Genomic DNA, 23,521 nt, shown 5'->3' with positions numbered 1-23,521 from the left:
TACTTCACCGTGCGTTGTTTAAACTCTTCGTTGTAATGCTGCCGTTGTTCACCCATGTGAACACCTCCTAGATAAGCTTATTATCAAGCTTCTCCTAAGCTGGTGTCCACTTTTTATTCTAGCTGCATTTGTATCGTTAAACTCAGCCCGCCATAAGGAAATTCGGGTGATAGCGATAAAAAATATCGTTAACCTTGCCGTACTGTCGCGCCCGCGTCGGCCCGGCCCGGCGGCTTCCCTTAACTTTCCCGGGATCCATCTTTAATTTTTTAATTGAAAGCGCATTCAGATAGCGGTATTCTATAAGAATAGGATCGCGATACGGCACCGTGGAGGGAGTTGCATGCGGCAGTGGCTGACCCGCTGGAACACCCTGCGCAATCAGATGCTGGCAGGGTTTCTGTCCGTGATGATGATCGTTTTGTTTTGCGCGGGCATTATCACCTACAATTCCGTTTCGAAGCTGCTCAAAACAAAAGCCGAGAAACAGATCAAGCAAACCGCCGTTCAGGCGAACGGCAGGCTGGACGCGCTCATCGACCAGATCGAGACACTGACGACGCAGGCCGTCAACGAACCGTATGTCCAGCAATTGATGCTGTCGATCGTGAACGGGGAAGAAGCGAGCTTCAGCCAGCGCCAGTCGCTCTCGCAAATCGCGAACAAAATTCAGGCGTATTCGAGCGGAGTCAGCAGCGTCGAGGTGTACACCCGCGACCACAGGCAGTTGTACCCGCTCGACGATCGAAGCTTGTCCGACCGGGTGGGCAGCGAATGGATCAGCCAGGCGAACGACAAGAAAGGGAGAATCGTCTGGATCGGCGTAGACTCCGAAAATCCCGATACCGTGCTGGCGCTCCGGCGAATCAATCTGGTCGACCGCTGGTTTTCGAACGGCGGCTATATGCTGATTCGCATGCACCGGAGCTACTTTCAGTTTCAGGGAGAATTTTCGAACGGCGGACGCCCGGAAATGATGCTGCTTGCCGACGGCGCGGCCAGACCGATCGTCGCGGGCGGGCAGCTTCCCGTTGATATGAGGGAACTGATGAACGCGGACGCGCAGACGGTGACGCTCGACGGGCGGCGGTACATCCTGGTGAAGCAGCCTTCCGAGCCAACCGGCTGGACGCTGATGATTCTGTATTCCATGCGGGACATCACCGACGGCATCTCCGTGCTGCGGCTCGCCGTGATGACGTCCGGCGCGATCGGCTTCTTGCTGTTTCTCGTTCTGTCGCTCTTGCTGTCGACGATGATTACGCAGCCGCTCAAAAAGCTGACCAAAGCGATGCGCAGCACGCGGCTGGGCGTGCTGACGCCGAATCCGGACGTCTCGGTTACGGCCGAGATTCATTACCTGAACACGACCTACAACCAGATGATCGAGGAGTTGAACCGTCTCATCAAGCTGGTGTACGAGAAGGAAACGCTGCGGAGCCGGGCCGAGCTGCACGCGCTGCAAGCGCAGATCAATCCGCATTTTTTGTACAATACGCTGGAGGCGCTGTATTGGTCGCTGCAAGAGAAAGGACAGGAAGATCTCGCGGAACTCGTCATCGCCATGTCCGAGCTGTTTCGCTACGTAATCGGCGGCCCCGACCGGAACGAATGGGTAACGGTAGGCAAGGAACTGGATCACATCGAACGGTATCTGCGCATCATGAGCGTCCGGTTCGGGTCCCGCCTGGCGTGGAGAATCGAGGCGGAGGCGGAGCTCCGCGAGGTCCGGATGCCCAAACTGCTGATTCAGCCTCTCGTGGAGAACGCCATCCTGCACGGGTTGGAGAGCAAGAGCGGACAAGGACTGGTCGTCGTGCGCGCGAGGCCGTCCCCGGCGGCGGCCCGCGCCTTGCGGATCGAGGTGGCCGACAACGGGCCGGGCATGGGGGAGGAGTTGCTTCGAGCCGTGAAGGAGGCGCTCTCCGGAAGCCGCATGCCTGCCGGCAGAGGCAGCGGGATGGGGCTCCTGAACGTGCAGCGCCGCCTGCAGCTTTATTACCCGTCCCGCGGCTTCGCGGGGCTTACTGTCGACAGCGTGCCGGGGCGCGGAACGACGGTCGGCTACGACCTGCCGATTATGCCGAAAGGAGAGGAGGAATCGCCGGATGATCCACTCGGGGAAAACCATTCTGGTCGTTGACGACGAGCCGATGACGCGAGCGGGCATCAGCAAGACGCTGGAAGCTTGGTCGCTCGGCAGGGTGCGGGTCCTGAGCGCGGAGAACGGGGCGCAAGCGTTGGAGATTCTGGACAGCCAGCCCGTCCACCTGATCGTCACCGACATCCGGATGCCGGAGTTTAGCGGTCTGCATGTCGTGGAGAAGCTGCGCGGCAAAGGGATGAATCCCGTCGTTATCGTGATCTCCAGCTATCCCGACTTCGAATACGCCCAAACCGCCATACAACTGGGCGTCGTCAATTATTTGCTGAAACCCGTCTCCAAGCGCAAGCTGATCGAGGCCGTCGAGCAGGCCATGCGGATCGAAGAAGACCGGGAGCGGCTGGAGACGCTGGAGAAGATAGCCGATCCGCAGCTTCTGAACACGAAGGCGGACGAACTGCGCTACAGCCCGCCGATCCAATCGGCCGTGCGTTACGTGGAGGAGAACCTGCAGTCCCCGCTCGGCATGCGGGAGGTAGCGGGCCGCGTGCATCTGAACCCCAGCTATTTCAGCGTACTGTTCAAGGAGCAGACCGGGCTCACCTTCAGCGAATACGTCACGCGGATTCGGCTGAGGAAAGCGAAGGAACTGCTGATCCGGACGCGGCTGCCCATATCCGAGATCTCGGAGCAGGTCGGCTATCAGACGCCCAAGTATTTTATCAAGCTGTTCAAAGACTACGAAGGGAAAAGTCCGAGTCAATACCGCAAGGAGATGACGGGGGAGCCGGACGCCATCTAAAAATTGTGGAATTTTCCCCAATTGAAGTAACCTATTTCCATACCGATGTAAGCGCTATGATAATGCTGAAGTCCATCATTATGGAAGCAGGGGGAATTCAAGATGGTTTCGAGAAAAGCGCTTACAGTGACGATGGCCGCTTCGCTCGGCTTCGGCGCGGTCCTGGCGGGCTGCGGAGATTCGGGCGATGGCGGCGACAAGGGCGGCGCCTCCGGACAAAAGGTGACGATCAAATTGATGCACCTGTGGCCGGCCGGCAGCTCGGCTACGCAGAACAAAATCGTAAACGACATCATCAACGAATACCAGGCGGCAAATACGAATGTCACGATCGAACAGGAAGTGCTGGAGAACGAGCAGTACAAAAATAAAATGAAGGTGCTGTCGACATCAGACAAGCTGCCCGACGTCGGCATGACCTGGGCGGCGGGCTACATGGAGCCTTATGTGAAAGGCGAGATGTTCGCCCCGCTTGACGATCTGCTTCAGGGCGAATTGAAGGACAAGTTCGTCAAAGGCACAACCGAGGCTTACGCTTTCGGCGGCAAAACGTACGCGCTTCCGGTCGAGCTGAACATCGTGCCCGTGTATTACAACAAAGCGATTTTCGCCCAATACAACCTGCAGCCGCCGAAGACGTACGACGAGTTTAAAAAGATCGTCCAGACGCTCGCCTCGAACGGCGTTACTCCGATCGCCCTCGGCAATAAAGACCGCTGGACCGGCTCGCTGTGGTACATGTATCTGGCGGATCGGCTCGGCGGACCGGAAACGCTGAAAAAAGCGATCGACCGCACCGGTTCTTTCGAAGATCCGAATCTGATCCGCGCCGCGCAGGAGATTACGCAGCTCGTCGACATGAACGCGTTCAACAAAGGATTCAACGGCTTGTCCAACGACGAAGGCAAAGCCGAATTCATGAACAGCAAAGCCGCGATGTACATGATGGGGACATGGGAACTGCCGAACTACACGACCAACAAGGATGTTCCGCAGTCGTTCCGGGATCAGATCGGGTTCTTCAAATTCCCGACGGTCGACGGCGGCAAAGGCAACGTCGAGAGCTGGGTCGGCGGACCGGGCGTCGGCTTGTTCGTCTCGAACAATTCGAAGGTGAAGGAAGAAGCCAAGAAATTCGTCAGCTTCTTCGTTCAGAAGTGGGGCGAGCACGCCATCTCCGAAGCCGGCGTCATCCCGGCTACGAAGGTGGATACGGCCAAGGTGAAGCTGCCCCAGTTGTATATCGATCTGCTGAACGAACTGAACAAAGCCAGCAATATTACGCTGTTCGCCGACGTTCAGATGAATCCCGCTTCCGCCGAGGTGCATCTGAACATGATTCAGGCGCTGTACGGCAAGGCGGTCACTCCGGAGGATTTTGTCAAGAAGCATGAGGAATCGCTGGCGAAGGAAACCGGCAAATAAAACTCCATGCGGATACGGAAAAGGACATATCCCTCGGCGCGATATGTCCTTTTCCATTTGGCTCGGGAAGGAGAAGTGACATCCATGGACAAAGTCATGTCCAACAAGACCGTCATTGCGTTATTCGTATGGCCGTCGCTTCTGTTGCTTGTCGTCCTCATCTATATGCCGATCGTCCTGACCGGTTATTACGGCTTGATGGACTGGGACGGCGTCGGCGGGATGGCGTTTATCGGCTTGGCCAATTACAAGGAGCTGCTTCGGGACGGGCTGTTCTGGAACAGCGTGAAGCACTCCTTCCTGCTGGCCGTCTTCTCGACGGTCAGCTTGCTCGTCTATCTGCTCGTTGCGCTTGTGCTGTCCGCGCGTATACGCGGGGCGAACGTGTTCCGCAAAATTTATCTGATTCCGATGCTGCTGTCTTCGGTGGCGATCGCCCAACTGTGGCTGAAAATTTTCCACCCGACCAACGGCATCCTCAATGACGCGCTGGCGCGGCTGGGCGTCCAGGATACGCCCGAATGGCTGTCGAATCCGTCCATCGTGCTGTATGCGATTTTTATACCGATCTTGTGGCAATACGCCGGGTTTTACATTTTGATCTATTACGCCGCGCTCAAAAACGTGCCGGCCGACCTGATCGAAGCCGCGCGCATCGACGGCGCCGGTCCGTGGCGCGTTGCGGTTTCGATCCGGATTCCGCTGATCGCCGAAGTGATCAAGGTAACGGTCGTGCTTGCGATTGTCGGCTCCCTGAAATATTTCGACCTGATCTACGTGATGACGGGCGGCGGCCCGAACGGGGCCAGCGAGGTGATGGCTTCGTACATGTACCGCAAGGCGTTCAGAGAGTATGACTTCGGTTATGCGAGCGCCGTCGGCTTTTGCCTGCTGCTGATATGCCTGATCATGACCTGGCTGATCCGCAAAGCGACGGCCGCCAAGGACAACGTCCAATATTCGTGAGGGAGGAGATTCCGATGAACGGCGAAACGATATTGACACAACGGGCGAAGCCGGGCGTTCGGCGGAACAAGCTTCCCGAGCGGATGGGTTACGGACTGCTGTACGCGGTGTTAACCGCCGTTGCCGTCCTTCAAGTGCTTCCCCTGCTATGGCTGTTGTTGTTCTCTCTGAAAAACAGTCAGGAAGTGTTCCAGTTGGCTCCGTTCGCGCTGCCGGAGAAGCTGCGCTGGGAAAATTACGAGAAAGTATGGACGCAGGGGCAGATCAGCCGGTATTTTATGAACAGCGTCTGGATTACGGCCGTAGCCGTCGCGGTAACGGTGGCCTTGGCAAGCCTCGTGACATTTGCCGTCACGCGGATGAGGTGGAAGCTGCGGTCGTTTACGCTCGGTTTGTTTATGGTGGGGCTGATGATTCCCGTCCACTCGACGCTGATCCCTCTGTTCAGCCTGTTTACGAAGCTGCAGTTGATCAATCATCCGTTGTCCTTAATCTTGTCGTATATCGCCTTCAACTTGCCGATTACGATCATGATTATGCTGGGCTTTTATTACTCGCTGCCGCGCGAGGTGGAGGAAGCGGCCGTCATGGACGGCTGCTCCGTGTACAGGCTGTTTGCGAGCATTACGCTGCCGATGACCTCCTCGGTCGTGACGACGGCCGTCATCATCAATATGATTTATAACTGGAACGAGTTTATCTTCGTCAATACGTTTATCAGCTCGGACAAATACAAGACGTTAACGGTCGGCGTGCAAAACTTCGTCGGCCAATATACGACAGACTGGGGCGCCATCGGCGCGACGCTGATGATCAGCATCCTGCCGATCCTGCTCGCTTTTATTCTGCTGAGCAACCGGATTGTCGAAGGCATCGCGGCCGGCTCGGTGAAAGGGTAAGGAAAGGCGCGTCGGCTTCGCGCAATCGGCCGGTGTCCAAAAGAAAACCTGTGTACGCCGTGAAATGACGGGGTGCGCAGGTTTTTTGCTAGATAAAATCGGTGCAAACGCTCCATCCATCAGGTAAACTAGGCTCATCCGCAAATGAAGCGCTTTATATTTGCGGCGGGGCGCCAATTCGGGGCTCGATAGACATCACAGGCATTTGTTCGGGGGATCGCGGCATGTTTTATTCGCTGAAAAACCGGCTGATCGCTTTTTTTGTTCTGTTGCTCGTCCTGTCGTTCGGCACGATGTCCTATTTGATTTTTCAGGAGTCCCGTTTGATCATCCGCTCGTACATCGAGACTTCCGCTCTGGAGAAGATGGACGAATACGGGTCCTTTGTCCATATGGCCGCGCTGCAGATGTACGATTTGTCTTCCCTCGTGTTTAACAGCGAGGTCACGAGCAACTGGGACCATACGCTTTCGGACCCGGCCGCGGGGGAAGGGGAGAAGATGCTGGCCAATATCAGCTTGAGCAAATTTTTGACCCATGCCGCCAACAGCTACTCCGGCGTATCGTCGGTGTCTCTGTACCGCCGGGACGGGCTCGTGGTCAGCGACAACAACCAGATCATGACGAACCGGTCGCATCTGGACACGAAGTGGTACCGGGATTTCGTCGAAAAAAGCAATCATTGGGTCTCGTCCCATACGGATGAGGTCGAGCTTAACCGATCCCGGCCGTATCCGTTTATAAGCCTGCTGCTGCCGATCGGATCGTTCGAACCGTCCGCGGCCAAGACGGTGATGAAGGTCAACGTCAGCGCGGAATTTTTCCTGGAGCCCCTGAATCGCATCCACCTGGGCGAGAGAGGGACGATCTTCCTGCTGGATCACGAGGGCCACCCGATGCTGTCGCAGGAGCAATACGCTCCGCATGAGGAAGCGGCGCGCAAAGTGGAGGAGATCCGCAACGGCAACACAAGGCAGGGCGTCGTCTATCTGCGCAATCCGGCGGGTTCCACCGATATTCTGGTGTACAAAAAGCTTAAGCAAAACGGCTGGATGCTGGTCGGATTCGTGACGGAGGCGGATTTATACGCCAATTTGTACAGGCTGCGCACGACGATTGTCCTGTTCTCTTCCTTCCTGCTGATCGCGGCGATCGTCGTCGCCACCTGGCTGTCCTACGGCATTACGAAACCTCTGTCCAGGCTCGCCTCGGCCATGCGCAGCGTGCAGAAGGGGGAGTTCGATCTCGCGGAGAACCGCATTCCTCCCGAGCGGAGCGTCCGCAACGAGGTCGGCTTCGTCACGTCTTCGTTCCGGAACATGGTGCGGCAGCTGAAGCAGCACATCCAGACGGAGTTCGAGCTGAAGCTGCTGCGGCAGCAGGCCGAATACAAGGCGCTGCTGATGCAGATCAACCCCCACTTCCTGTTCAACACGCTGGAGCTGTTAAGCAGCCTGTCCGTGCAGCGGAAGACGGCGGAAAGCCTGAAAATTATTGAGGCTCTGGGCAAAATGCTGCGCTTCTCGCTGAACGCGGCCGAAGATCTGGTTTCCTTGCGGCAGGAGATCGACTATCTGCGTTATTATCTGACCATACTGGAGATCCGGTTCGGCGACCGGCTGCGGCTCTCCCTGCGGGTTGACGGCGAGCCGGGGAACCGGGAGATCGTCAAGTTCATCCTGCAGCCGCTGGTCGAAAATGCGGTCAAATACAGCTTTGCGGAGCAAGCGGTGGCGGAAGTGGACATCCGGATCTCGGTGGAGCCGGAGCGGGTCCGGCTGCTGGTGGCCGACAACGGGCCGGGCATGCCGCCCGGATTGGCGGAGCGGCTGTACGCGGAGACGGCTCATTCCCGGCTTCATGACGTGTTGAACAGGGGAAGCGGAACGATCGGATTGCGCAACGTGCTGGCGCGCTGCAGATTGTATTACGGCCAGGGGTTCGAGTATGCGATCCGTTCGGCCGATTCCGGCCCGGGGACAACCATAGAACTCATTCTTCCGATAGGAGAGGGAGCAAGCGATGTATCGAGTGCTGATCGTGGATGACGAACCGGAGATCCGGACGGGGCTCCGCATGAAGGTGGACTGGGAACGGCTCGGATTGGAGGTGGCGGACGAAGCCGCCAACGGCGCCGAAGCGCACCGGTTGCTGTCCGAAACGGACATCGACATCGTCATTACCGATATGAACATGCCGATGATGGACGGCATCTCATTTCTGGAGTCGTGCCGCGAGCGGTATCCCGGCCTTCGGACCATCGTCCTGACGGGTTATGAAGATTTCCGGTACGCGCGGGCGGCCGTGCGCACCCAGGCCCGGGACTATCTGCTGAAGCCCGTGTCCAGGGACGAGCTGGAGGCGGCGCTGCTGAAGGTCAAGCAAGAATTGGATCGCGAGCGGCAGCTTACGGATCAGCGGAAAAGCCTGGAATGGAGGCTGTCCCAGTATTACAAGGAGATGAAGGGGCATTTCGTCGTCCACATCGTCAAAGAGGAGTGGCGGCATATGCAGGACTTCCGGGACCGGGCCAGGCTTTTCGAACTGGAGGCGTGGGACGGGCGGGAAGTCCGGTTTGTCGTCGCCGGTTTGCGGGAGCGCCGGACGGGAGAGATCCGCGGAGAACGCACGCCGGAGAAGCTGCGGCTTCCGTTCGAGTTGATCTGCAAGGAATTTGCCGATCAGTCGCCGCAAGCGCCGCTTTATTTCCAGGACCGCAGCTATCCGGGGCTGATCTTTTTGATCGTGCCCGGTGCGGAGGAGGTTTGCCGCGAATTTGCCGGACAGCTCCGCAGTTGTGTCGCGCAGCATTTGTCCGAGGAACCGGCCGTCGCCGTGGGGCAGCCGGCGAAGGGGTTCTCCGAGTGGCGGGAAGGGTATATGTCGGCCTTGCTGTCCTGGAATCTCACGGATGCGAACGGGCCATATCCGATGAAGGAGGAGGCGGACGGCGCGTCCGCCTTGTCGGCCGAATCGCGCCGCCTGCTCCGCAAGCATCTGCTCCGGGGAGACATGGACGCGTTCCAGGCAACGGTCCGCAAGGAATTGACGCGCGCGTTCGAACGCTCGCAGGCGTTTTACGTCAAGGCGATCTTCCAGTTGTATCTGGAGATCGAAGCGGCGGCCCATGAATCGGGAACGGCGCTGGACAGCAAGGACGAGCTGTGGATGCGGCCGGAGATGGCGCTCGGCCTGCATACGGTCGACAAGGCGGAGCGGTTTTTCGTGCGTATGGGAGAGCGGATCGTCCGCATGCAGAACAAGGAGGATGCCGATTTTCAACGGGTGAAGCGGTACATCGACAGCCACTACATGTACGACCTGAATCTGACGGTTCTGGCCGAACGGTTCAGCTACCATCCGTCCTATTTCTCCGAATGGTTCAAGTCCAGGATGGGCCTGACCTTTATTCAATATTTGACCGGGGTGCGGATGGCCCAGGCCGTGCGGCTGCTGGAGGACACGTCGCTGCCGCTGTGGGATATCGCGGAATTGACGGGTTTTGCCAGCGCCAGCTATTTCAGTTCCAAATTCAAGAAGCAGTTCGGCCTGTCGCCGTCGGATTACCGGCAAAACGCGCAGAAAAAACGAAAAAATTAAAAATCAACTGCCGAAAAAATAAGATTCTTTCGTGCGGGCAAACGTCGTATGCTTGACTTGCAGCGGGAAGTTGCAGTCAAGCTTATTTTGTTTCGCGGAAGGGAGGTTCGCCGCTTGGCTTCACGAAGATCCGCTCTGTGGCGGCAAGATCGCACCGCGTATTTGTTTCTGCTCCCTTGGCTGGTCGGCTTCTTTGGTCTGACGCTGGGGCCCATGATCGGTTCCTTCTACTTGTCGCTGACCAAGTACAATCTGCTGAACGCGCCGCAATGGCTGGGCCTGGACAATTACGCGCAAATCTTTGCCGAGGACGAGCTGTTCCGGCGCTCGATCGCCCTGACGTTCCAGTATGTGCTGCTGGCCGTTCCGCTCCGCCTGTTTTTCGCGCTGATGGTGGCCATGGCGCTGAACAAAGGCATCCGGATGCTGGGGATTTACCGTACGGTCTACTACATCCCTTCGCTGCTCGGAGGGAGCGTGGCGATCGCGATCGTCTGGAGGAAAATGTTCGACGGAGACGGTCTGGTCAACCTGTTCCTGAAGCTGTTCGGCGTCGAGGGGCCGTCGTGGATCGCGCATCCCGACTACGTGCTGTATACGATCATTACGCTGGCCGTCTGGCAGTTCGGATCGGCGATGGTGATCTTTCTGGCCGGGCTGAAGCAGATTCCCGCCGAACTGTATGAAGCTTCCGAGGTGGACGGCGCCGGGAAGTTCCGGCAATTTTTCCGGATTACGCTGCCTCTGCTGTCGCCGGTTATTTTCTTTAATCTGGTGATGAGCATGATCGGTTCCTTCCAGGTGTTTACGCCGGGTTACGTCATCGGCGACGGCCGGGGCGGACCGATCGACTCCACGATGTTCTACACGCTGTACCTGTATCTGAAAGGCTTCTCCTTCTTCGATATGGGTTACGCTTCCGCGTTGGCGTGGATTTTGCTTGCGATTATCGGAGTATTTACGGCCGTCATGTTCGTCACGTCCAAGTACTGGGTATTCTACGGCGACGGCAAAGAAGGGAGGTGAGGCGGGTTATGCCGCTTGGAAAGACCGTCGGCCGGGCGGTCAAACATACGGCGATTATCGCCCTCGGCCTGCTTATGCTGTATCCCGTGCTCTGGCTCATCAGCAGTTCCTTTAAACCGAATACGCTGATTTTCTCCGATACGAGCCTGTGGCCCAAGGAGTGGACGTTCGAGCATTACCGCAACGGGTGGAAAGGGCTGCAAGGCGTCTCCTTCGGCCGGTTTTTCGCCAATTCCGCCTTTATCTCGCTGATGTCGGTGCTGGGCAACGTCGTAACGTGCTCGCTGGCGGCCTTCGCCTTCGCCCGGCTGGAATTCCGGCTGAAGAAGATCTGGTTCGGGCTTATGCTGGTGACGATCATGCTGCCGTATCACGTGACGCTTGTGCCGCAATACGTGATGTACAACAAGTTCGAGTGGATCAACACCTACTTGCCCTTGATCGTCCCGAAGTGGCTGGCCCACGATTCGTTCTTCATCCTGCTGATGGTTCAGTTCATACGGGGAATTCCCAAGGAGCTGGACGAAAGCGCGACGATCGACGGCTGCGGCCAAGCCCAGATCTACTGGCGCTTGATCGTGCCGCTGCTGCTGCCGGCGCTGATTACGACCTCGATCTTCACCTTTATCTGGACATGGGACGATTTCTTCAGCCAGATGATTTATCTCAACAAGATCGATTTGTTTACCGTGCAGTTGGGCATTCGTTCGTTGTTCGATCCGTCCGGCGAGTCGGATTGGGGGGCGCTGCTGGCGATGTCCGTCCTGTCGCTGGCGCCCGTGATGATCATTTTCTTCGCTTTCCAGCGGTTGATTCTGGAAGGCATCGCAACCACGGGGCTCAAGTGAACCATGAGCTATATACCATGTTTTTAGGGGGACGAAGGCTGTGAAAAAAACGGGTCTGATCGCAACGGTGTCGGTTGTTGCGCTTACGGTGACCGCCTGCGGCGGCACGTCGACGGATTCGCCTTCCGCGTCGGCGGGAGCGGGGAACGAGCAAGTCGAGCTCCGCATCATGTGGTGGGGGGATCAGAAGCGGGCGGACAAGACCAACGAAGCGCTCCGCAAGTTCGAAGAGAAATATCCGCATATCAAGGTAGTCGGCGAATTCGCGCCAAGCTCCGGTTATTTCGACAAGCTCAACACCCAGATCGCCTCCGGAACGGCGCCGGACGTCTTCTTCCTGGGCGGCAACGTGGTGGATTACGTGAGCAAGGGCGTGCTGCTCGATCTGAACCCCTATGTCGGCAAAGAGCTGAACCTGGACGACATGGACAAATCGATGATCGCGTACGGCACGTTCAAGGAGAAGCTCTATCACGTCTCGGCGGGGGCGAACGCCCGGGCCATCGTCGTCAACACGGATTTGTTCAAGAAAGCCGGCATGGAGATTCCGCAGGACGACTGGACTTGGGACGACTATGCCCGAATCGCCAAGGAAATATCCGACAAGCTCGGCAAGGACGTGTTCGGCACCTACGACTACACGGTGGACGGCATGGGCATCTATATGGGGCAGATCGGCAAAACGGTCTACGACATGGACAAGAATGTAATCGGTTTCGAACAGAAGGACGCGGAGAACTGGTTCGCCTATTGGGACAACATGCGCAAGGCGGGCGGCGTCGTTACGCCGGAGCTTCAGGTCTCCAATCCTCCGGGCGACACAAGCAAGTCGCTGATCGTCACCGGCCGCGTGGCCATGGGACTGATTCCTTCCAATCAGTTGGTCGCGCATCAGAATCTGACGAAGGATCACCTGACGCTTGTTCAGGTGCCCAGAGGCGCCAACGGTTCGGGCGTCGCCTTCGAATCGAGCCAGGGGTTGTCCGGTTACGCAAAAACCAAGCATCCCAAAGAAGTGGCGCAGCTGATCAACTTCTGGATCAACGATCCCGACGCGGCGAAAATTCTCGGCAATGACCGCGGCGTGCCGGTTACGGCGGCCATGCGCGATCTGTTGAAGAAGGATGCGAGCCCGGTGGAGCAAATCATCTACGACTACCTCAACCGCGTATCGGAAGCGAACAAAAAGCAAGTGGTCAAAATCAGCTACAATCCGCCCGGCTTCACCGAATACTCCAAGCTGCTGGAGACGACCGTGCAGGAAATATCGTTCGGCAGGAAGGATGTCAAGAAAGGCGCGGAGGATTTTTATACCGGTGCCGTCAAAATATTTAACAACAACAAATAAACGCATAGCGCGGGCGCGGCGCGCGGAGCAGAGCAAGAGCGGACAGGGCGGACTGCTGCCGGCAGTCCGCTTCTGAGCGACGGATGCGGGTCTGCCGCGCGGCGCGCCCGGCTGTCTGGGGGGAATCCGACGTGAGTGTGGAAGCGATGGCGGAGAGGTTGCGCGGGATCAGGACGGAGCTTCGGGCGGGAGAGCCGGGCAGCGGGCCCGGCGCGAAGGCGCTGCAGGATTGGATGCGTTCGGGAGTGAAATTCGCCGCTTCGTCGGAGCGGCTGGAACGCGTCTATTATTCGGCATGGCGCAAGCTGTTCGACTGTATCGTGCCCGCGCTGGACAGAGGTCCGATCCTGTACGAAGGCGGCGCATACCGGGGGTGCTGGCTGGAGAGCACCGGCACGATCAGCGCGGAGCTGTTGTCGAGGTTTATCCCTTCCGTGGCGGAATCCACCTTCGCCGGCTTCGCCGATCTGCAGCGGGAGGACGGATTGCTGCCGTACAAGATCACCGGGGGCGGCCCGGCTTTCCGGCAAATCCAGCTGGTTACGCCGCTGGCCCGAAGCGTGTGGAACCACTATTCGCTGAACGGGAAGCCGCAGGAGTTTCTCCGGAAGATGTACGCGGCCATGCGGCGCTACGACCGCTGGCTGGCGGAATGGCGCAATACCCGGAATACCGGCTGCGTGGAGGCGTTCTGCGCCTTCGATACGGGGCACGATCTGTCGCCTCGCTTCTGGCATGTTCCGGACACGCCTTATCTGAACGATCCGAAGCGGTTCGATCCGCATTCTCCCGTGCTTCCGTTTCTCGCGCCGGACCTGACGGCGAACGTGTACTGCCAGCGACTGTATCTGGCCCGGATCGCGGAGGAGCTGGGGGAGCCGGATGCGGGATGGAGGGAGAAGGCGGAGGAGACGCTCCGCAGCCTGTGGACGCATTGTTATGACGAGGCCGACCGATTCTTCTACGACCGGGATCGGCACGGCGAATGGGTCCGGGTCCAATCGGACACGCTGCTGCGCGTATTGGCCTGCGAGGTCGGGGATGCGAACTTTTTTGCGGAGGCGCTGAAACGGTATTTGCTGAATACGCGAAAGTTTTTCGCGAAATATCCGTTTACCTCGATCGCGATGGACGATCCGCGGTTCGATCCGTTTTCGAGCTACAACAGTTGGGCCGGACCGGCCAACTTCCTGAGCCTCATCCGCGCGCCGCACGCGTTCGAGTTTCATCATCGGCATGTGGAGCTGACGTGGGTGCTGCAGCCGCTGATGTCGGCGATATCGCGCATGGATCGGTTCGCGCAGACGTTAAGTCCGTGGACGGGCGAGGAAGGGTACACCGAAGGGTATTCTCCCGCGATCTTGTGCGTATTGGACTTCGTCGAACGGCTGTGCGGCATCTTGCCTACGCCGGAGGGCGGTCTCTGGTTTACGGGGCTTGTCCCTAGCGCGATGGATCACGGCGAAGAGGTGGCCGAGGAGACGGCGTACAGCCGGACGGTGGACGGAGTCGAGTTCGAGCTGATCAATTCCCGGGACGGCTCGGCGATCTACCGGAACCGGCGGCTTCATATGCGGTTCCCTTACGGCTTGCGGGTGGTGACGGACCGGGAAGGGGACCTGCGGGGCGTGATCGGGATGAGCGCCGCGCCGGTCAGCGGTTCTATTCAGTATGCGGGCATGGATATTCCGGTGACGGCAAACGGGAACGAGCTGCTCGAATACGAGGACGGCCGTTTGACCCGCGTGCAGGATATCGGCGTCGTGTATCCCGCGTACCGGTAGGCGGGAAGGCGGGTGGTCCGGCCGCGGGAGACCGCGCACCGGCCGCGGAAGCAACGAGCCGGGAGCGGGGCAAGGCAGCAAACAAGAATGGACAAAGGCGGGTGCCGAATGGATGAAAACGAATCGGGACGTGCAGATCCGGGACCCTTATGTGGTTCCCGTGGCGGAGGAAGGCCGCTATTATTTGTTCGGAAGCACCGACGCGAATATTTGGGGCAAGGGAACGGGCTTCGACGTGTACGTCGGAACCGATCTGGAGCATTGGGAGGGGCCGTATCCGGTGTTTCGCCCGGAGCCCGGCTTCTTCTCGGATGAAAACTACTGGGCCCCCGAGGTGTACGAGTACCGGGGACGTTACTATATGTTCGCCACCTTCAGGCGTCGGGACAATCGGCTGCTGGGAACGGCGGTGCTGGTCTCGGACCGTCTGACGGGCCCCTTCCGCCTCTACAGCGACGGCCCCGTCACGCCGGCCGATTGGTCCTGTCTGGACGGCACTCTCCATGTGGACGAAGCCGGACAGCCGTGGATGGTGTTCTGCCACGAATGGACGCAGGTGTTCGACGGCGAGATCTGCGCGGTCAGGCTGACGGAGGATCTGAAGGAAGCGATCGGCGAGCCGCAGCTTCTGTTCCGCGCTTCGGAGGCGCCCTGGACCACCCGCTTGGATTCCAAGTCGTCCGATGCCGGGGACGTGTATGTGACGGACGGCGCCTTCCTGCACCGGACGGAGGACGGCACGCTGCTGATGCTGTGGGCGAGCTTCGTCCGGAACCGCTACGCCTTGGGAGTGGCGAGGTCGGCCAGCGGCAGCGTGACGGGGCCGTGGGTCCATGACGAGGCCCCCCTGTTCGAGCAGGACGGCGGGCACGGGATGCTCTTCCGTGCATTCGACGGACGGCTGATGCTGACGATTCATACGCCGAACCGGACGCCACACGAGCGCCCGATCTTTATCCCCGTCACCGATCGCGGCGGCAAGCTGAGGCTTGCGTAAGCGAGCGCGAGGCGGGGCGGGAGCGGGACGAGGCGAGCGGGTAGCGAGTGAGGCTGGACGTGAGCGAAGGAGGGGCGAGGCGGGGGCGCGAGTGAGGCGGTAGCGTGAGCGAGTGCGAGGCTGCGATGAGCGCGTTGCCGTGACCATGACGGGCAGCAATCTTCACCCGCGCAAAATCAAGTCGGACGAGGATTGGGTGCATCTGACCTACGACGTGATCCATGACGACGCCATCGACAAACTGATGATCCGCTACAGGGATCAGGAGCCGAAAGAAGCGGCCATCGTCGAAACGGGCAAGGGACGCATCTGGTATCGCTTCTCCGACACACCCGTCAACGCCGATCCGGAAGTGACGCGGATATATAAAGATGGTACTGCCGTAACGGGCTGGTATTAAACCGAACGCGCCGCCCCCCGCCCCCTGAACGGAGGCGAAGGGTTATCTTTGTGTCTTTTCCTTGTAGTACCGTTCGACCGCTTCCCGGACGGGGGCTTTGCCGGGCAATCTGCTGTTGATGCGGATGAGCAGAATCAAGTTGAGCACGAGCAGGTTGTAACCGCCGTCCCAAGACACAACTTACATCTCTTGTTATTACTCCATCCATCAAATGTCGATATTCTAATATTATCTAAAAAAGGGATGCCCTTTACCACTATCTGGTTGCAGACATCCCGCTTTAGACTGTCCTGTATATCAACATCGTCTTTCCTGATGATTCCCTTATGCATTTTTCGGCTGCAGATCAATTTTTCTTGAAGGCCGAAAGAATAGATAGAACTGTTCCAAACACACTGAAAATAATCGCCAGATTTAGGAGGAAATCCGATTCATCCATTGCCAGTTTCCACAAAGCAAGCATAAAAAGGCCGAAAACCGTTAATTCAATTCCCAGCAGCAGAAGTTTAATTCCTTGAATATCTTTAAAAATTCTAAATAGAAACCAACAAACCAAAATACTTATCAGGACTATTATGGGCACTAAAAATCCATACATCAATGAAATAAATCCCCCTTACACTTATAAGTTGAGTCCATATAATTGTGTAAAATGGTAGACTTCCAAGAACAAAGGGAGCCATATTCAAATCCCTCAGTTAGAATGATGGTGTCGATGCAACATTCAACAGGAGGAGAATTTGATATGGCTCAATACCAGATTAACTTAGATTCTCAGCTTTTGCATCAACTTTTCTTGGGAAATGCGCAAGATGCCGGTGTCGCAAAGTTGCTGGAATCGGTACTGAACCAAATCTTACAAGCGCAGGTGACCGAACACTTGGATGCGCAGCGTTATGAACGTACTGAACATCGGCGAGGTTATCGCAATAGCACCTATCCCCATCAACTACATACGCGCATCGGCACCATCACGTTGAGTGTACCGCGCATCCGTGGCGGCAAGTTTACGACGGAACTGTTTGCCCGTTACCAGCGCAGCGAACAAGCCTTAATCCTCACCATGATGGAAATGGTCGTTAACGGTGTCTCCACACGAAAAGTCTCTGAGGTCACCGAGGAGCTGTGCGGTACAGAGTTCTCGAAATCGACCGTTTCCGATCTATGCAAACGGCTGGATCCCATTGTGACAGCTTGGAACAACCGTTCGTTGTCGGACAGCCCATTTCCTTTTGTGCTGGTTGATGCACTCTACTTGAAAGTCCGGGAGGAAGGCCGTGTGCGATCCCGCGGCGTCATGCTCGGGATTGGCATCAATACCGACGGACATCGCGAAGCATTAGGCCTCATGCTGGGCGATACCGAGTCTGAAGAAAGCTGGACGGAATTCTTTAGCTGGCTGAAAACACGCGGCCTTCGGGGTGTAGACCTCATTGTCTCCGATGACCACGGCGGCCTGGTACGTTCCATCCGTAAACAGCTGCAAGGTGTGACCTGGCAACGCTGCCAGACTCACTTTATGCGCAATATCTTGGATGCTTCACCCAAAGACCTGAAAGAAGAGATTCATGCGCATGTGAGAGCTATTCTGGAAGCACCAGGTCCACAAACTGCTCGTATGCTGCTTAATCAAACAATTGCCGCATACGGTGAGAAAGCGTCTAAGGCGCTGCGGATTTTGGAAGCAGGTTTTGATGATGCTACTGCGGTACTGAGCTTGCCTGAAAAGTACCGTAAACGCCTTCGCACCACGAACAGCGTGGAACGCTTGAACGAAGAAATCCGCCGCCGGGAACGAGTAATTCGCATCTTCCCGAACCGGGAGTCCGTCATCCGGTTGATTGGCGCTTTGCTCATGGAACAGGATGAGAAATGGGCTGCCGGTAAGGAATATCTCGATATGGCCGAGTATCACGAATGGCGTGAGAACAGGCCGAAAACAACTGCCAAAGTGACACGAATTATGTAACACAATCTAACTGAGGGAATTTACACATAAATTTGGACTTGATCCACTTATAATGGCATGATATTTATAATATATACATTTAATTCCTGAGATGCGACCATACTACCCCATTGGTAAATGGTCATTTAAAACCGTAAAGCGAGGAATGTATATTGAAGCAGTAATAATGCCCTCCCGACTTCTGTTTGGAAGCATGAGGGCTGAAAGTGAGACCACCTAGGTTCCGCAGACTAAGTGGTGTGAGAGGGCGGTGCCAACCGCCCTCTCCTGCATCCATTTTTTTAGAAAACAGTATCAGAACCATTAAAGACTACGAACCTGTTCGAAGAACTCGACCAGCTGATATCCACGCCATACTGGCCGCCACCGCCAGAGAATCCGATACTGTTAATTGTAGTTGTATCCCAAGTATGCGCATACATGGTTCTGGCATAACCATTATAATTTGTAAAATTGGAGTCATAAGTGATTGTAGCGGAAAAACCTGATCCGTAATAAGTGAAATCATCTGGAGAAGGCCCCAAACCACCAACTTTCTGTACTCTCATTTTATCTTGGAAATCAAATGCAACACCGTATCTTCCGTTGCCGTGAGAGGGATTGTACAAATAGTCGCTCCAACCATTATGATCAGTAACATATCCCAGTGAACTAATAACAGCAGTATTATAGGTACCGCTTGTGTTGTAATAAGTTATTCCGACTGCATCTACTCCGCCAACATTTTTGGTTTCACCCACATACCCCCACCAAAAACTGGGGCCGTCGTTAAACCAGTTGGTATTATTCCAGTAACCTCCCCCTGTTACTGTCCACCTTGAAGTAATCGAATCATACGTGATCCAAACGGAATTCAAATAAATATCAGAACCGGAAGAGAGAATCGTTACGCCACTTTCTTTTTTTTGGTTCGGTACTTCCAACATATAAACATCCATTGCTTCAAGTTGGACCTTCGCTTCTTCTTCACCAAGTTTTCCTGCTGCTACTCCAGCGGCAAGTTCATTTAGCTTACGTTCGACTTCTCTCGTTCGTTGGTTCATTTCTTCTTCGCTAAGATTTTTCTTCTTGTCAGCGTGTTTCGCAACTAGCTCTTTTTTCGCCTTAATGCTATCAAATTCTGCTTTCTGGTTCTCCTGCTGAGCGAATACTGTCTGACCTAGCAGCAGGAACACGGCGGCACACAACAACAATACCTTTTTCATAATAATTCCTCCTGTTATTTTATATTTCCCGTACCGGGATTATCATATTATAATAGTTAAACACATTTTTGTTTTTTCCTCCATTATTGTCGACATTTTCCTATAAAAATTATTTATATACACACCTTATTATGATAGAAATTAATTTAACAAAAATCAACTGCCGAAAAAATAAGATTCTTTCGTCCGGGCAAACATCGTATGCTTGACGTGCAGCGGGAAGTTGCAGTCAAGCTTATTTTGTTTCGCGGAAGGGAGGTTCGCCGCTTGGCTTCACGAAGATCCGCTCTGTGGCGGCAAGATCGCACCGCGTATTTGTTTCTGCTCCCTTGGCTGGTCGGCTTCTTTGGTCTGACGCTGGGGCCCATGATCGGTTCCTTCTACTTGTCGCTGACCAAGTACAATCTGCTGAACGCGCCGCAATGGCTGGGCCTGGACAATTACGCGCAAATCTTTGCCGAGGACGAGCTGTTCCGGCGCTCGATCGCCCTGACGTTCCAGTATGTGCTGCTGGCCGTTCCGCTCCGCCTGTTTTTTGCGCTGATGGTGGCGATGGCGCTGAACAAAGGCATCCGGATGCTGGCGAGGGCGAGCCGTGAGCGGGCTCGGGAGCAGCGGGGCTGGGCCGGCCCGGACGCACGTTCGGCATACACGGCATGCTCTGGTAGCCGCCGCCCCGGCAAAACCGGTCCGGGAGATAGGCGTGCCCCTCAAGCCCCGGCCGCCCCGCAAAACGGGCCCGGAGATATGCGTGCCCCCTCAAGCTCCGGCCGCCCCGGCAAAACGGGCCCTGCTGTCCTCCGGCTAGCGCGTTCTGGCCAGACCAGCTCGCCTGGCGGTTTCAGCAAACATCCAGACCGAATTTAACAATATGTTTTATCGCTACGTCCCCGTTTTTTGCGGCAGGCCCTGCGTTTTATGATACGAAATAACGTTAAACCTCGAAATTTAAGCCTTTGAGGAGTAAAACATCATTCTTAATGATATTTTGTATCACTAAGTCTCTGTGTTTTTCTCCTGATGAGCTCGTTAGCGATATTTTGTATCACTAATCCCGGTACAGCGACTCGGCGGCGCCTCCCAACCGATATCTGCGGATGCGTTTGAGCTCTGGATCGGCCGACACATAGCCGTTCGCCAACAGTTCTTTGAGTATTTTGCGCGCCGTCTGCTGTTCCACCCCCAGCCACTGGCATACTTCCGCCACCGCAAACGGCCGATTCAACCGGCGGGCCCGTCGAATGACTTCCCGCTCGCGGAGCGGCAGGGCGGAGGAACCGACACCGTACCATTTGCCCAGCATCTGCTGGATCACTTGCTGGCATTGCCGCGGCCGTTCCGCAATGTCGTCGTAAGAAAACCGCAACACTTTCCAATCGTCCAAAATGAGCTGGTTCTGGCGGGAAAGCTGGTCGCTGAACTGCCGTCGGCTCATGTCCCGGGCGTGGGGCCCGTAACCGTCAATTTCGATCGCTACGTCGTACGGAGGCCGCAAAAACGCAAAATCCAAATATCGCGAACCGTCCTTGTAGTCCTTCACCTCATATTCCGGATGAAGGTCATCAAAGGAACGCAGCACCGGCCACCATACTTGCTGGGCAAACATCCGCTCGGCATGGGAATGCCCCTCCATCAGCCGGCGGCGGCGCTCTCCCGACCGCATCTCCAGGTGGCGAGCCAGCCATTCTTCATACAGGGTCAACATCCTTCTGAACCCCCTCCGACAGGAATAAAAAACCGCCCGCCCCGAACGGGACGAGCGGTGTGCTTCACCTGATTTGATTTTATGGCGCAAAAGCGAATTTGTCACGAAAAAGATTCGATTAAGCGGTTCGCGGAGCCACGCGCCGCCGCAACAATAGAGGGCCTAGCGCAACGCGCGGCGAATCCGCCCGGCATCAGCTATACAGCTTGCCCCCGCTCTCGCGGAACTCCGCGGCTTTGGCGGCCATGCCCAACGCCGCTTGCTCCGATGCCGCCGCCTGATCGCGCAGCTCGTGCGAGATGCGCATGCTGCAAAACTTCGGCCCGCACATCGAGCAGAAATGCGCCGTTTTGGCCGCTTCCGCCGGGAGGGTCTCGTCGTGGTACTCGCGGGCTCGCTCCGGATCGAGCGACAGATTGAACTGGTCGTTCCAGCGGAATTCGAACCGCGCTTTGGAGAGCGCGTTGTCGCGATCCGCCGCCCCGGGATGGCCCTTGGCGAGATCGGCCGCGTGCGCCGCGATCTTGTACGCGATGACGCCGGCCCGCACATCTTCCCGGTCGGGCAGGCCGAGGTGCTCCTTCGGCGTCACGTAACAGAGCATCGCTGTGCCGTAAGCGCCGATCATCGCCGCGCCGATGGCGGACGTAATATGATCGTACCCCGGCGCGATATCGGTCGTCAGCGGGCCGAGCGTATAAAACGGCGCCTCTTTGCACACCTGCATCTGGCGATCGACGTTCTCCTTGATGAGGTGCATCGGCACATGCCCCGGCCCTTCGATCATCACCTGCACATCGTGGCGCCAGGCGATTTCCGTCAGTTCGCCAAGCGTCTCCAGCTCCGCGAACTGCGCTTCGTCGTTGGCGTCGGCGATCGAGCCGGGACGCAGGCCGTCGCCCAGCGAGAAACAGACGTCGTAAGCTTTCATGATTTCGCAAATTTCTTCAAAATGCGTATACAAAAAGTTCTCGCGATGATGCGCCAGGCACCAGGCCGCCATAATCGAGCCGCCGCGGGATACGATGCCGGTCGTCCGGTTGACCGTCAGCGGAATATAAGCCAGCCTCACGCCGGCGTGAATCGTGAAGTAATCAACGCCCTGTTCCGCCTGCTCGATCAGCGTGTCGCGGTACAGCTCCCACGTCAGCTCCTCGGGGCGGCCGCCGACTTTTTCCAGCGCCTGGTAGAGCGGTACAGTGCCGACGGGCACGGGCGAGTTGCGCAAAATCCATTCGCGCGTGGCGTGAATATGCTTGCCCGTGGACAAATCCATGATCGTGTCCGCGCCCCAGCGGATTGCCCACCGCATCTTCTCGACTTCGGCTTCGATCGAGGAGACGACGGCGGAGTTGCCGATGTTGGCGTTGATCTTCACAAGGAAGTTGCGGCCGATAACCATCGGTTCGCTCTCCGGATGGTTGATGTTCGCCGGCAGGATGGCGCGGCCGCGGGCGATCTCGTCGCGCACGAATTCGGGAGAGACGTTCTCGCGGATCGCCGCATACTCCATCTCCGGCGTGATGATTCCCCGCCGGGCATAGTGCATCTGCGTCACGTTGCGGCCGGGTTTCGCCCGGTAGCGGGTGCGTTTCGCGGGAAAAGCGTGAGCTTCGTCCGCCGGGACGGAACAGCTCGCATCGGAGACTTCCGTATCGCCGCGTTCCAGAATCCAGGAGAGCCGGTTCGGCCTCAGCCCTTCAGAGAGGTTCCGGTGCGGCACGTCGTCGGTGTACGGGCCGCTGGTGTCGTAGACGCGAACCGGCGGATTCGGCTGCTCGGAGCCGTCGGCGCGGCGCGTCGGCGAGAGGGAAATCTCGCGGAAGGGCACGCGGAGATCGGGCCGGCTGCCGGTTACATACACCTTGCGGCTGGCGGGGAAAGGCGCGGGTTGCGCTTCGTGCGGGTGGGCGACAGACTGTTTCGTGCGGTCTGGCGTCATGACGGAATTCCTCCATTCGTCGAGAATTGGACGAATCCACCTCCATGCGGACAGGTCGCGCACGGAGGCACATGACGGAATCCCGGACCGCGCGCCAAGCGCCGCCAGAGCGTTCCGAACCGGAAAATTCGCCCTGACGCCGCCGAATCTGTCGCGGCAACAAAAAAAGACTGCGCGAAAACAGCAGCCTCCCGAGATTGCACGTATCTCTTCCGATGGCTCACTTACCTCCGCTGGCATTACCCAGATCAGGTCAACGGTCGACAACATACGGCTGTCCTCTCAGCCCGGCTTCACCGAGCTCCCGATGGAGATGGAATTGTCAGGTTCAGGGTAACAGGGAACGGGCGGCGTGTCAAGCAAGCTTTGGCAAAAGTCAGTGTCAAGTCATTGTGGGCAATTCATTAAGGGAACAAAACGAACTACATAAAGAACCCTTGCCCCTGTAAGCGCTTTGCCTTGATCATTCTCCAAACAAAAGATACATTTACCTAAATTTGT

18 protein-coding genes and 2 pseudogenes are annotated in these 23,521 nt (G+C 56.9%); 15 read left to right on the top strand and 5 right to left on the bottom strand.

The window, feature by feature from the left end:
• The first annotated feature begins 343 nt into the window (after positions 1 to 343).
• The 13 genes from FE781_RS16595 to FE781_RS16535 all read left to right on the top strand — a co-directional run bounded on the left by FE781_RS16595 (position 344) and on the right by FE781_RS16535 (position 16,199).
• Positions 344 to 2,143 carry a cache domain-containing sensor histidine kinase gene (locus tag FE781_RS16595; RefSeq protein ID WP_138790733.1) on the top strand — a complete coding sequence of 600 codons (1,800 nt, stop codon included), beginning with the start codon at positions 344 to 346 and terminating at the stop codon, positions 2,141 to 2,143.
• Positions 2,109 to 2,906 carry a response regulator transcription factor gene (locus tag FE781_RS16590; RefSeq protein ID WP_138790732.1) on the top strand — a complete coding sequence of 266 codons (798 nt, stop codon included), beginning with the start codon at positions 2,109 to 2,111 and terminating at the stop codon, positions 2,904 to 2,906. Before FE781_RS16595 ends, FE781_RS16590 begins: the two co-directional genes overlap by 35 nt.
• A 102-nt stretch (positions 2,907 to 3,008) precedes the next feature.
• Complete coding sequence (locus tag FE781_RS16585; protein ID WP_138790731.1) at positions 3,009 to 4,331, top strand: extracellular solute-binding protein; 1,323 nt, start codon at positions 3,009 to 3,011, stop codon at positions 4,329 to 4,331.
• A gap of 84 nt (positions 4,332 to 4,415) precedes the next feature.
• Positions 4,416 to 5,297 carry a carbohydrate ABC transporter permease gene (locus FE781_RS16580; protein WP_138790730.1) on the top strand — a complete coding sequence of 294 codons (882 nt, stop codon included), beginning with the start codon at positions 4,416 to 4,418 and terminating at the stop codon, positions 5,295 to 5,297.
• A gap of 14 nt (positions 5,298 to 5,311) precedes the next feature.
• Positions 5,312 to 6,196, top strand: a complete 885-nt coding sequence (locus FE781_RS16575) for a carbohydrate ABC transporter permease (protein WP_138790729.1) — start codon at positions 5,312 to 5,314, stop codon at positions 6,194 to 6,196.
• A 224-nt stretch (positions 6,197 to 6,420) separates the two neighbouring features.
• Positions 6,421 to 8,244 (top strand): cache domain-containing sensor histidine kinase, encoded by a 1,824-nt coding sequence (locus FE781_RS16570; RefSeq protein ID WP_138790728.1) that lies wholly within the window; start codon positions 6,421 to 6,423, stop codon positions 8,242 to 8,244.
• Positions 8,219 to 9,796: a response regulator transcription factor gene (locus tag FE781_RS16565; protein ID WP_138790727.1), complete on the top strand. Its 1,578-nt coding sequence runs from the start codon at positions 8,219 to 8,221 to the stop codon at positions 9,794 to 9,796. Before FE781_RS16570 ends, FE781_RS16565 begins: the two co-directional genes overlap by 26 nt.
• Positions 9,797 to 9,910: 114 nt before the next feature.
• Complete coding sequence (locus FE781_RS16560; protein WP_379253390.1) at positions 9,911 to 10,822, top strand: carbohydrate ABC transporter permease; 912 nt, start codon at positions 9,911 to 9,913, stop codon at positions 10,820 to 10,822.
• A gap of 8 nt (positions 10,823 to 10,830) precedes the next feature.
• On the top strand, positions 10,831 to 11,670 hold the full coding sequence (locus FE781_RS16555) for a carbohydrate ABC transporter permease (RefSeq protein ID WP_138790725.1): 840 nt from the start codon (positions 10,831 to 10,833) through the stop codon (positions 11,668 to 11,670).
• Positions 11,671 to 11,710: 40 nt separating this feature from the next.
• Positions 11,711 to 13,018 (top strand): ABC transporter substrate-binding protein, encoded by a 1,308-nt coding sequence (locus tag FE781_RS16550; protein WP_138790724.1) that lies wholly within the window; start codon positions 11,711 to 11,713, stop codon positions 13,016 to 13,018.
• A 146-nt stretch (positions 13,019 to 13,164) separates the two neighbouring features.
• Positions 13,165 to 14,802, top strand: coding sequence for an MGH1-like glycoside hydrolase domain-containing protein (locus FE781_RS16545; protein WP_246068224.1), 1,638 nt, complete (start codon positions 13,165 to 13,167; stop codon positions 14,800 to 14,802).
• Positions 14,803 to 14,914: 112 nt separating this feature from the next.
• Entirely contained in the window at positions 14,915 to 15,799 is an 885-nt protein-coding gene (locus FE781_RS16540; protein WP_138790722.1) for a glycoside hydrolase family 43 protein, read from the top strand.
• Positions 15,800 to 15,911: 112 nt separating this feature from the next.
• Positions 15,912 to 16,199, top strand: coding sequence for a hypothetical protein (locus tag FE781_RS16535; RefSeq protein WP_170209576.1), 288 nt, complete (start codon positions 15,912 to 15,914; stop codon positions 16,197 to 16,199).
• Positions 16,200 to 16,241: 42 nt separating this feature from the next.
• On the opposite strand, the gene FE781_RS18040 is transcribed toward FE781_RS16535, so the two are convergent.
• A complete protein-coding gene (locus FE781_RS18040) occupies positions 16,242 to 16,376 on the bottom strand; it encodes a hypothetical protein (protein WP_281281919.1) in 135 nt (44 codons plus the stop codon).
• A 169-nt stretch (positions 16,377 to 16,545) separates the two neighbouring features.
• A complete protein-coding gene (locus FE781_RS16530) occupies positions 16,546 to 16,800 on the bottom strand; it encodes a hypothetical protein (RefSeq protein ID WP_170209575.1) in 255 nt (84 codons plus the stop codon).
• Between the two features lie 144 nt (positions 16,801 to 16,944).
• Here FE781_RS16530 and FE781_RS16525 point away from each other — a divergent pair.
• Positions 16,945 to 18,182: pseudogene (locus FE781_RS16525) on the top strand (IS256 family transposase).
• A 267-nt stretch (positions 18,183 to 18,449) separates the two neighbouring features.
• Here the strand turns inward: FE781_RS16525 and FE781_RS16520 are convergent.
• Positions 18,450 to 19,373: a coiled-coil domain-containing protein gene (locus FE781_RS16520; RefSeq protein ID WP_138790718.1), complete on the bottom strand. Its 924-nt coding sequence runs from the start codon at positions 19,371 to 19,373 to the stop codon at positions 18,450 to 18,452.
• Positions 19,374 to 19,640: 267 nt separating this feature from the next.
• Here FE781_RS16520 and FE781_RS16515 point away from each other — a divergent pair.
• Positions 19,641 to 19,955: pseudogene (locus tag FE781_RS16515) on the top strand (carbohydrate ABC transporter permease); the annotation flags it as partial.
• A gap of 466 nt (positions 19,956 to 20,421) precedes the next feature.
• Here the strand turns inward: FE781_RS16515 and FE781_RS16510 are convergent.
• Both FE781_RS16510 and thiC read right to left on the bottom strand, forming a co-directional pair.
• On the bottom strand, positions 20,422 to 21,078 hold the full coding sequence (locus FE781_RS16510; protein WP_138790717.1) for a helix-turn-helix domain-containing protein: 657 nt from the start codon (positions 21,076 to 21,078) through the stop codon (positions 20,422 to 20,424).
• A gap of 193 nt (positions 21,079 to 21,271) precedes the next feature.
• Positions 21,272 to 23,020, bottom strand: coding sequence for a phosphomethylpyrimidine synthase ThiC (gene thiC, locus FE781_RS16505; RefSeq protein ID WP_138790716.1), 1,749 nt, complete (start codon positions 23,018 to 23,020; stop codon positions 21,272 to 21,274).
• Positions 23,021 to 23,521 lie beyond the last annotated feature (501 nt).

Origin of the sequence: Paenibacillus thermoaerophilus (assembly GCF_005938195.1) — a bacterium.
In the GTDB taxonomy this organism is placed as follows: domain Bacteria; phylum Bacillota; class Bacilli; order Paenibacillales; family Reconciliibacillaceae; genus Paenibacillus_W; species Paenibacillus_W thermoaerophilus.
The sequence above is the reverse complement of the archived record's forward strand: the minus strand, read 5'-3'. Positions and strand labels throughout refer to the sequence as shown.

Excerpts from the sequence above, each read along its gene's own strand:
- FE781_RS16575 (WP_138790729.1), top strand. The coding sequence starts at position 5,312 with ATGAACGGCGAAACGATATTGACACAACGGGCGAAGCCGGGCGTTCGG.
- FE781_RS16590 (WP_138790732.1), top strand. The coding sequence starts at position 2,109 with ATGATCCACTCGGGGAAAACCATTCTGGTCGTTGACGACGAGCCGATG.
- thiC (WP_138790716.1), bottom strand. The coding sequence starts at position 23,020 with ATGACGCCAGACCGCACGAAACAGTCTGTCGCCCACCCGCACGAAGCG.
- FE781_RS16540 (WP_138790722.1), top strand. The coding sequence starts at position 14,915 with ATGAAAACGAATCGGGACGTGCAGATCCGGGACCCTTATGTGGTTCCC.
- FE781_RS16585 (WP_138790731.1), top strand. The coding sequence starts at position 3,009 with ATGGTTTCGAGAAAAGCGCTTACAGTGACGATGGCCGCTTCGCTCGGC.
- FE781_RS16555 (WP_138790725.1), top strand. The coding sequence starts at position 10,831 with ATGCCGCTTGGAAAGACCGTCGGCCGGGCGGTCAAACATACGGCGATT.
- FE781_RS16565 (WP_138790727.1), top strand. The coding sequence starts at position 8,219 with ATGTATCGAGTGCTGATCGTGGATGACGAACCGGAGATCCGGACGGGG.
- FE781_RS16570 (WP_138790728.1), top strand. The coding sequence starts at position 6,421 with ATGTTTTATTCGCTGAAAAACCGGCTGATCGCTTTTTTTGTTCTGTTG.
- FE781_RS16510 (WP_138790717.1), bottom strand. The coding sequence starts at position 21,078 with ATGTTGACCCTGTATGAAGAATGGCTGGCTCGCCACCTGGAGATGCGG.
- FE781_RS16520 (WP_138790718.1), bottom strand. The coding sequence starts at position 19,373 with ATGAAAAAGGTATTGTTGTTGTGTGCCGCCGTGTTCCTGCTGCTAGGT.
- FE781_RS16595 (WP_138790733.1), top strand. The coding sequence starts at position 344 with ATGCGGCAGTGGCTGACCCGCTGGAACACCCTGCGCAATCAGATGCTG.
- FE781_RS16580 (WP_138790730.1), top strand. The coding sequence starts at position 4,416 with ATGGACAAAGTCATGTCCAACAAGACCGTCATTGCGTTATTCGTATGG.
- FE781_RS16545 (WP_246068224.1), top strand. The coding sequence starts at position 13,165 with ATGGCGGAGAGGTTGCGCGGGATCAGGACGGAGCTTCGGGCGGGAGAG.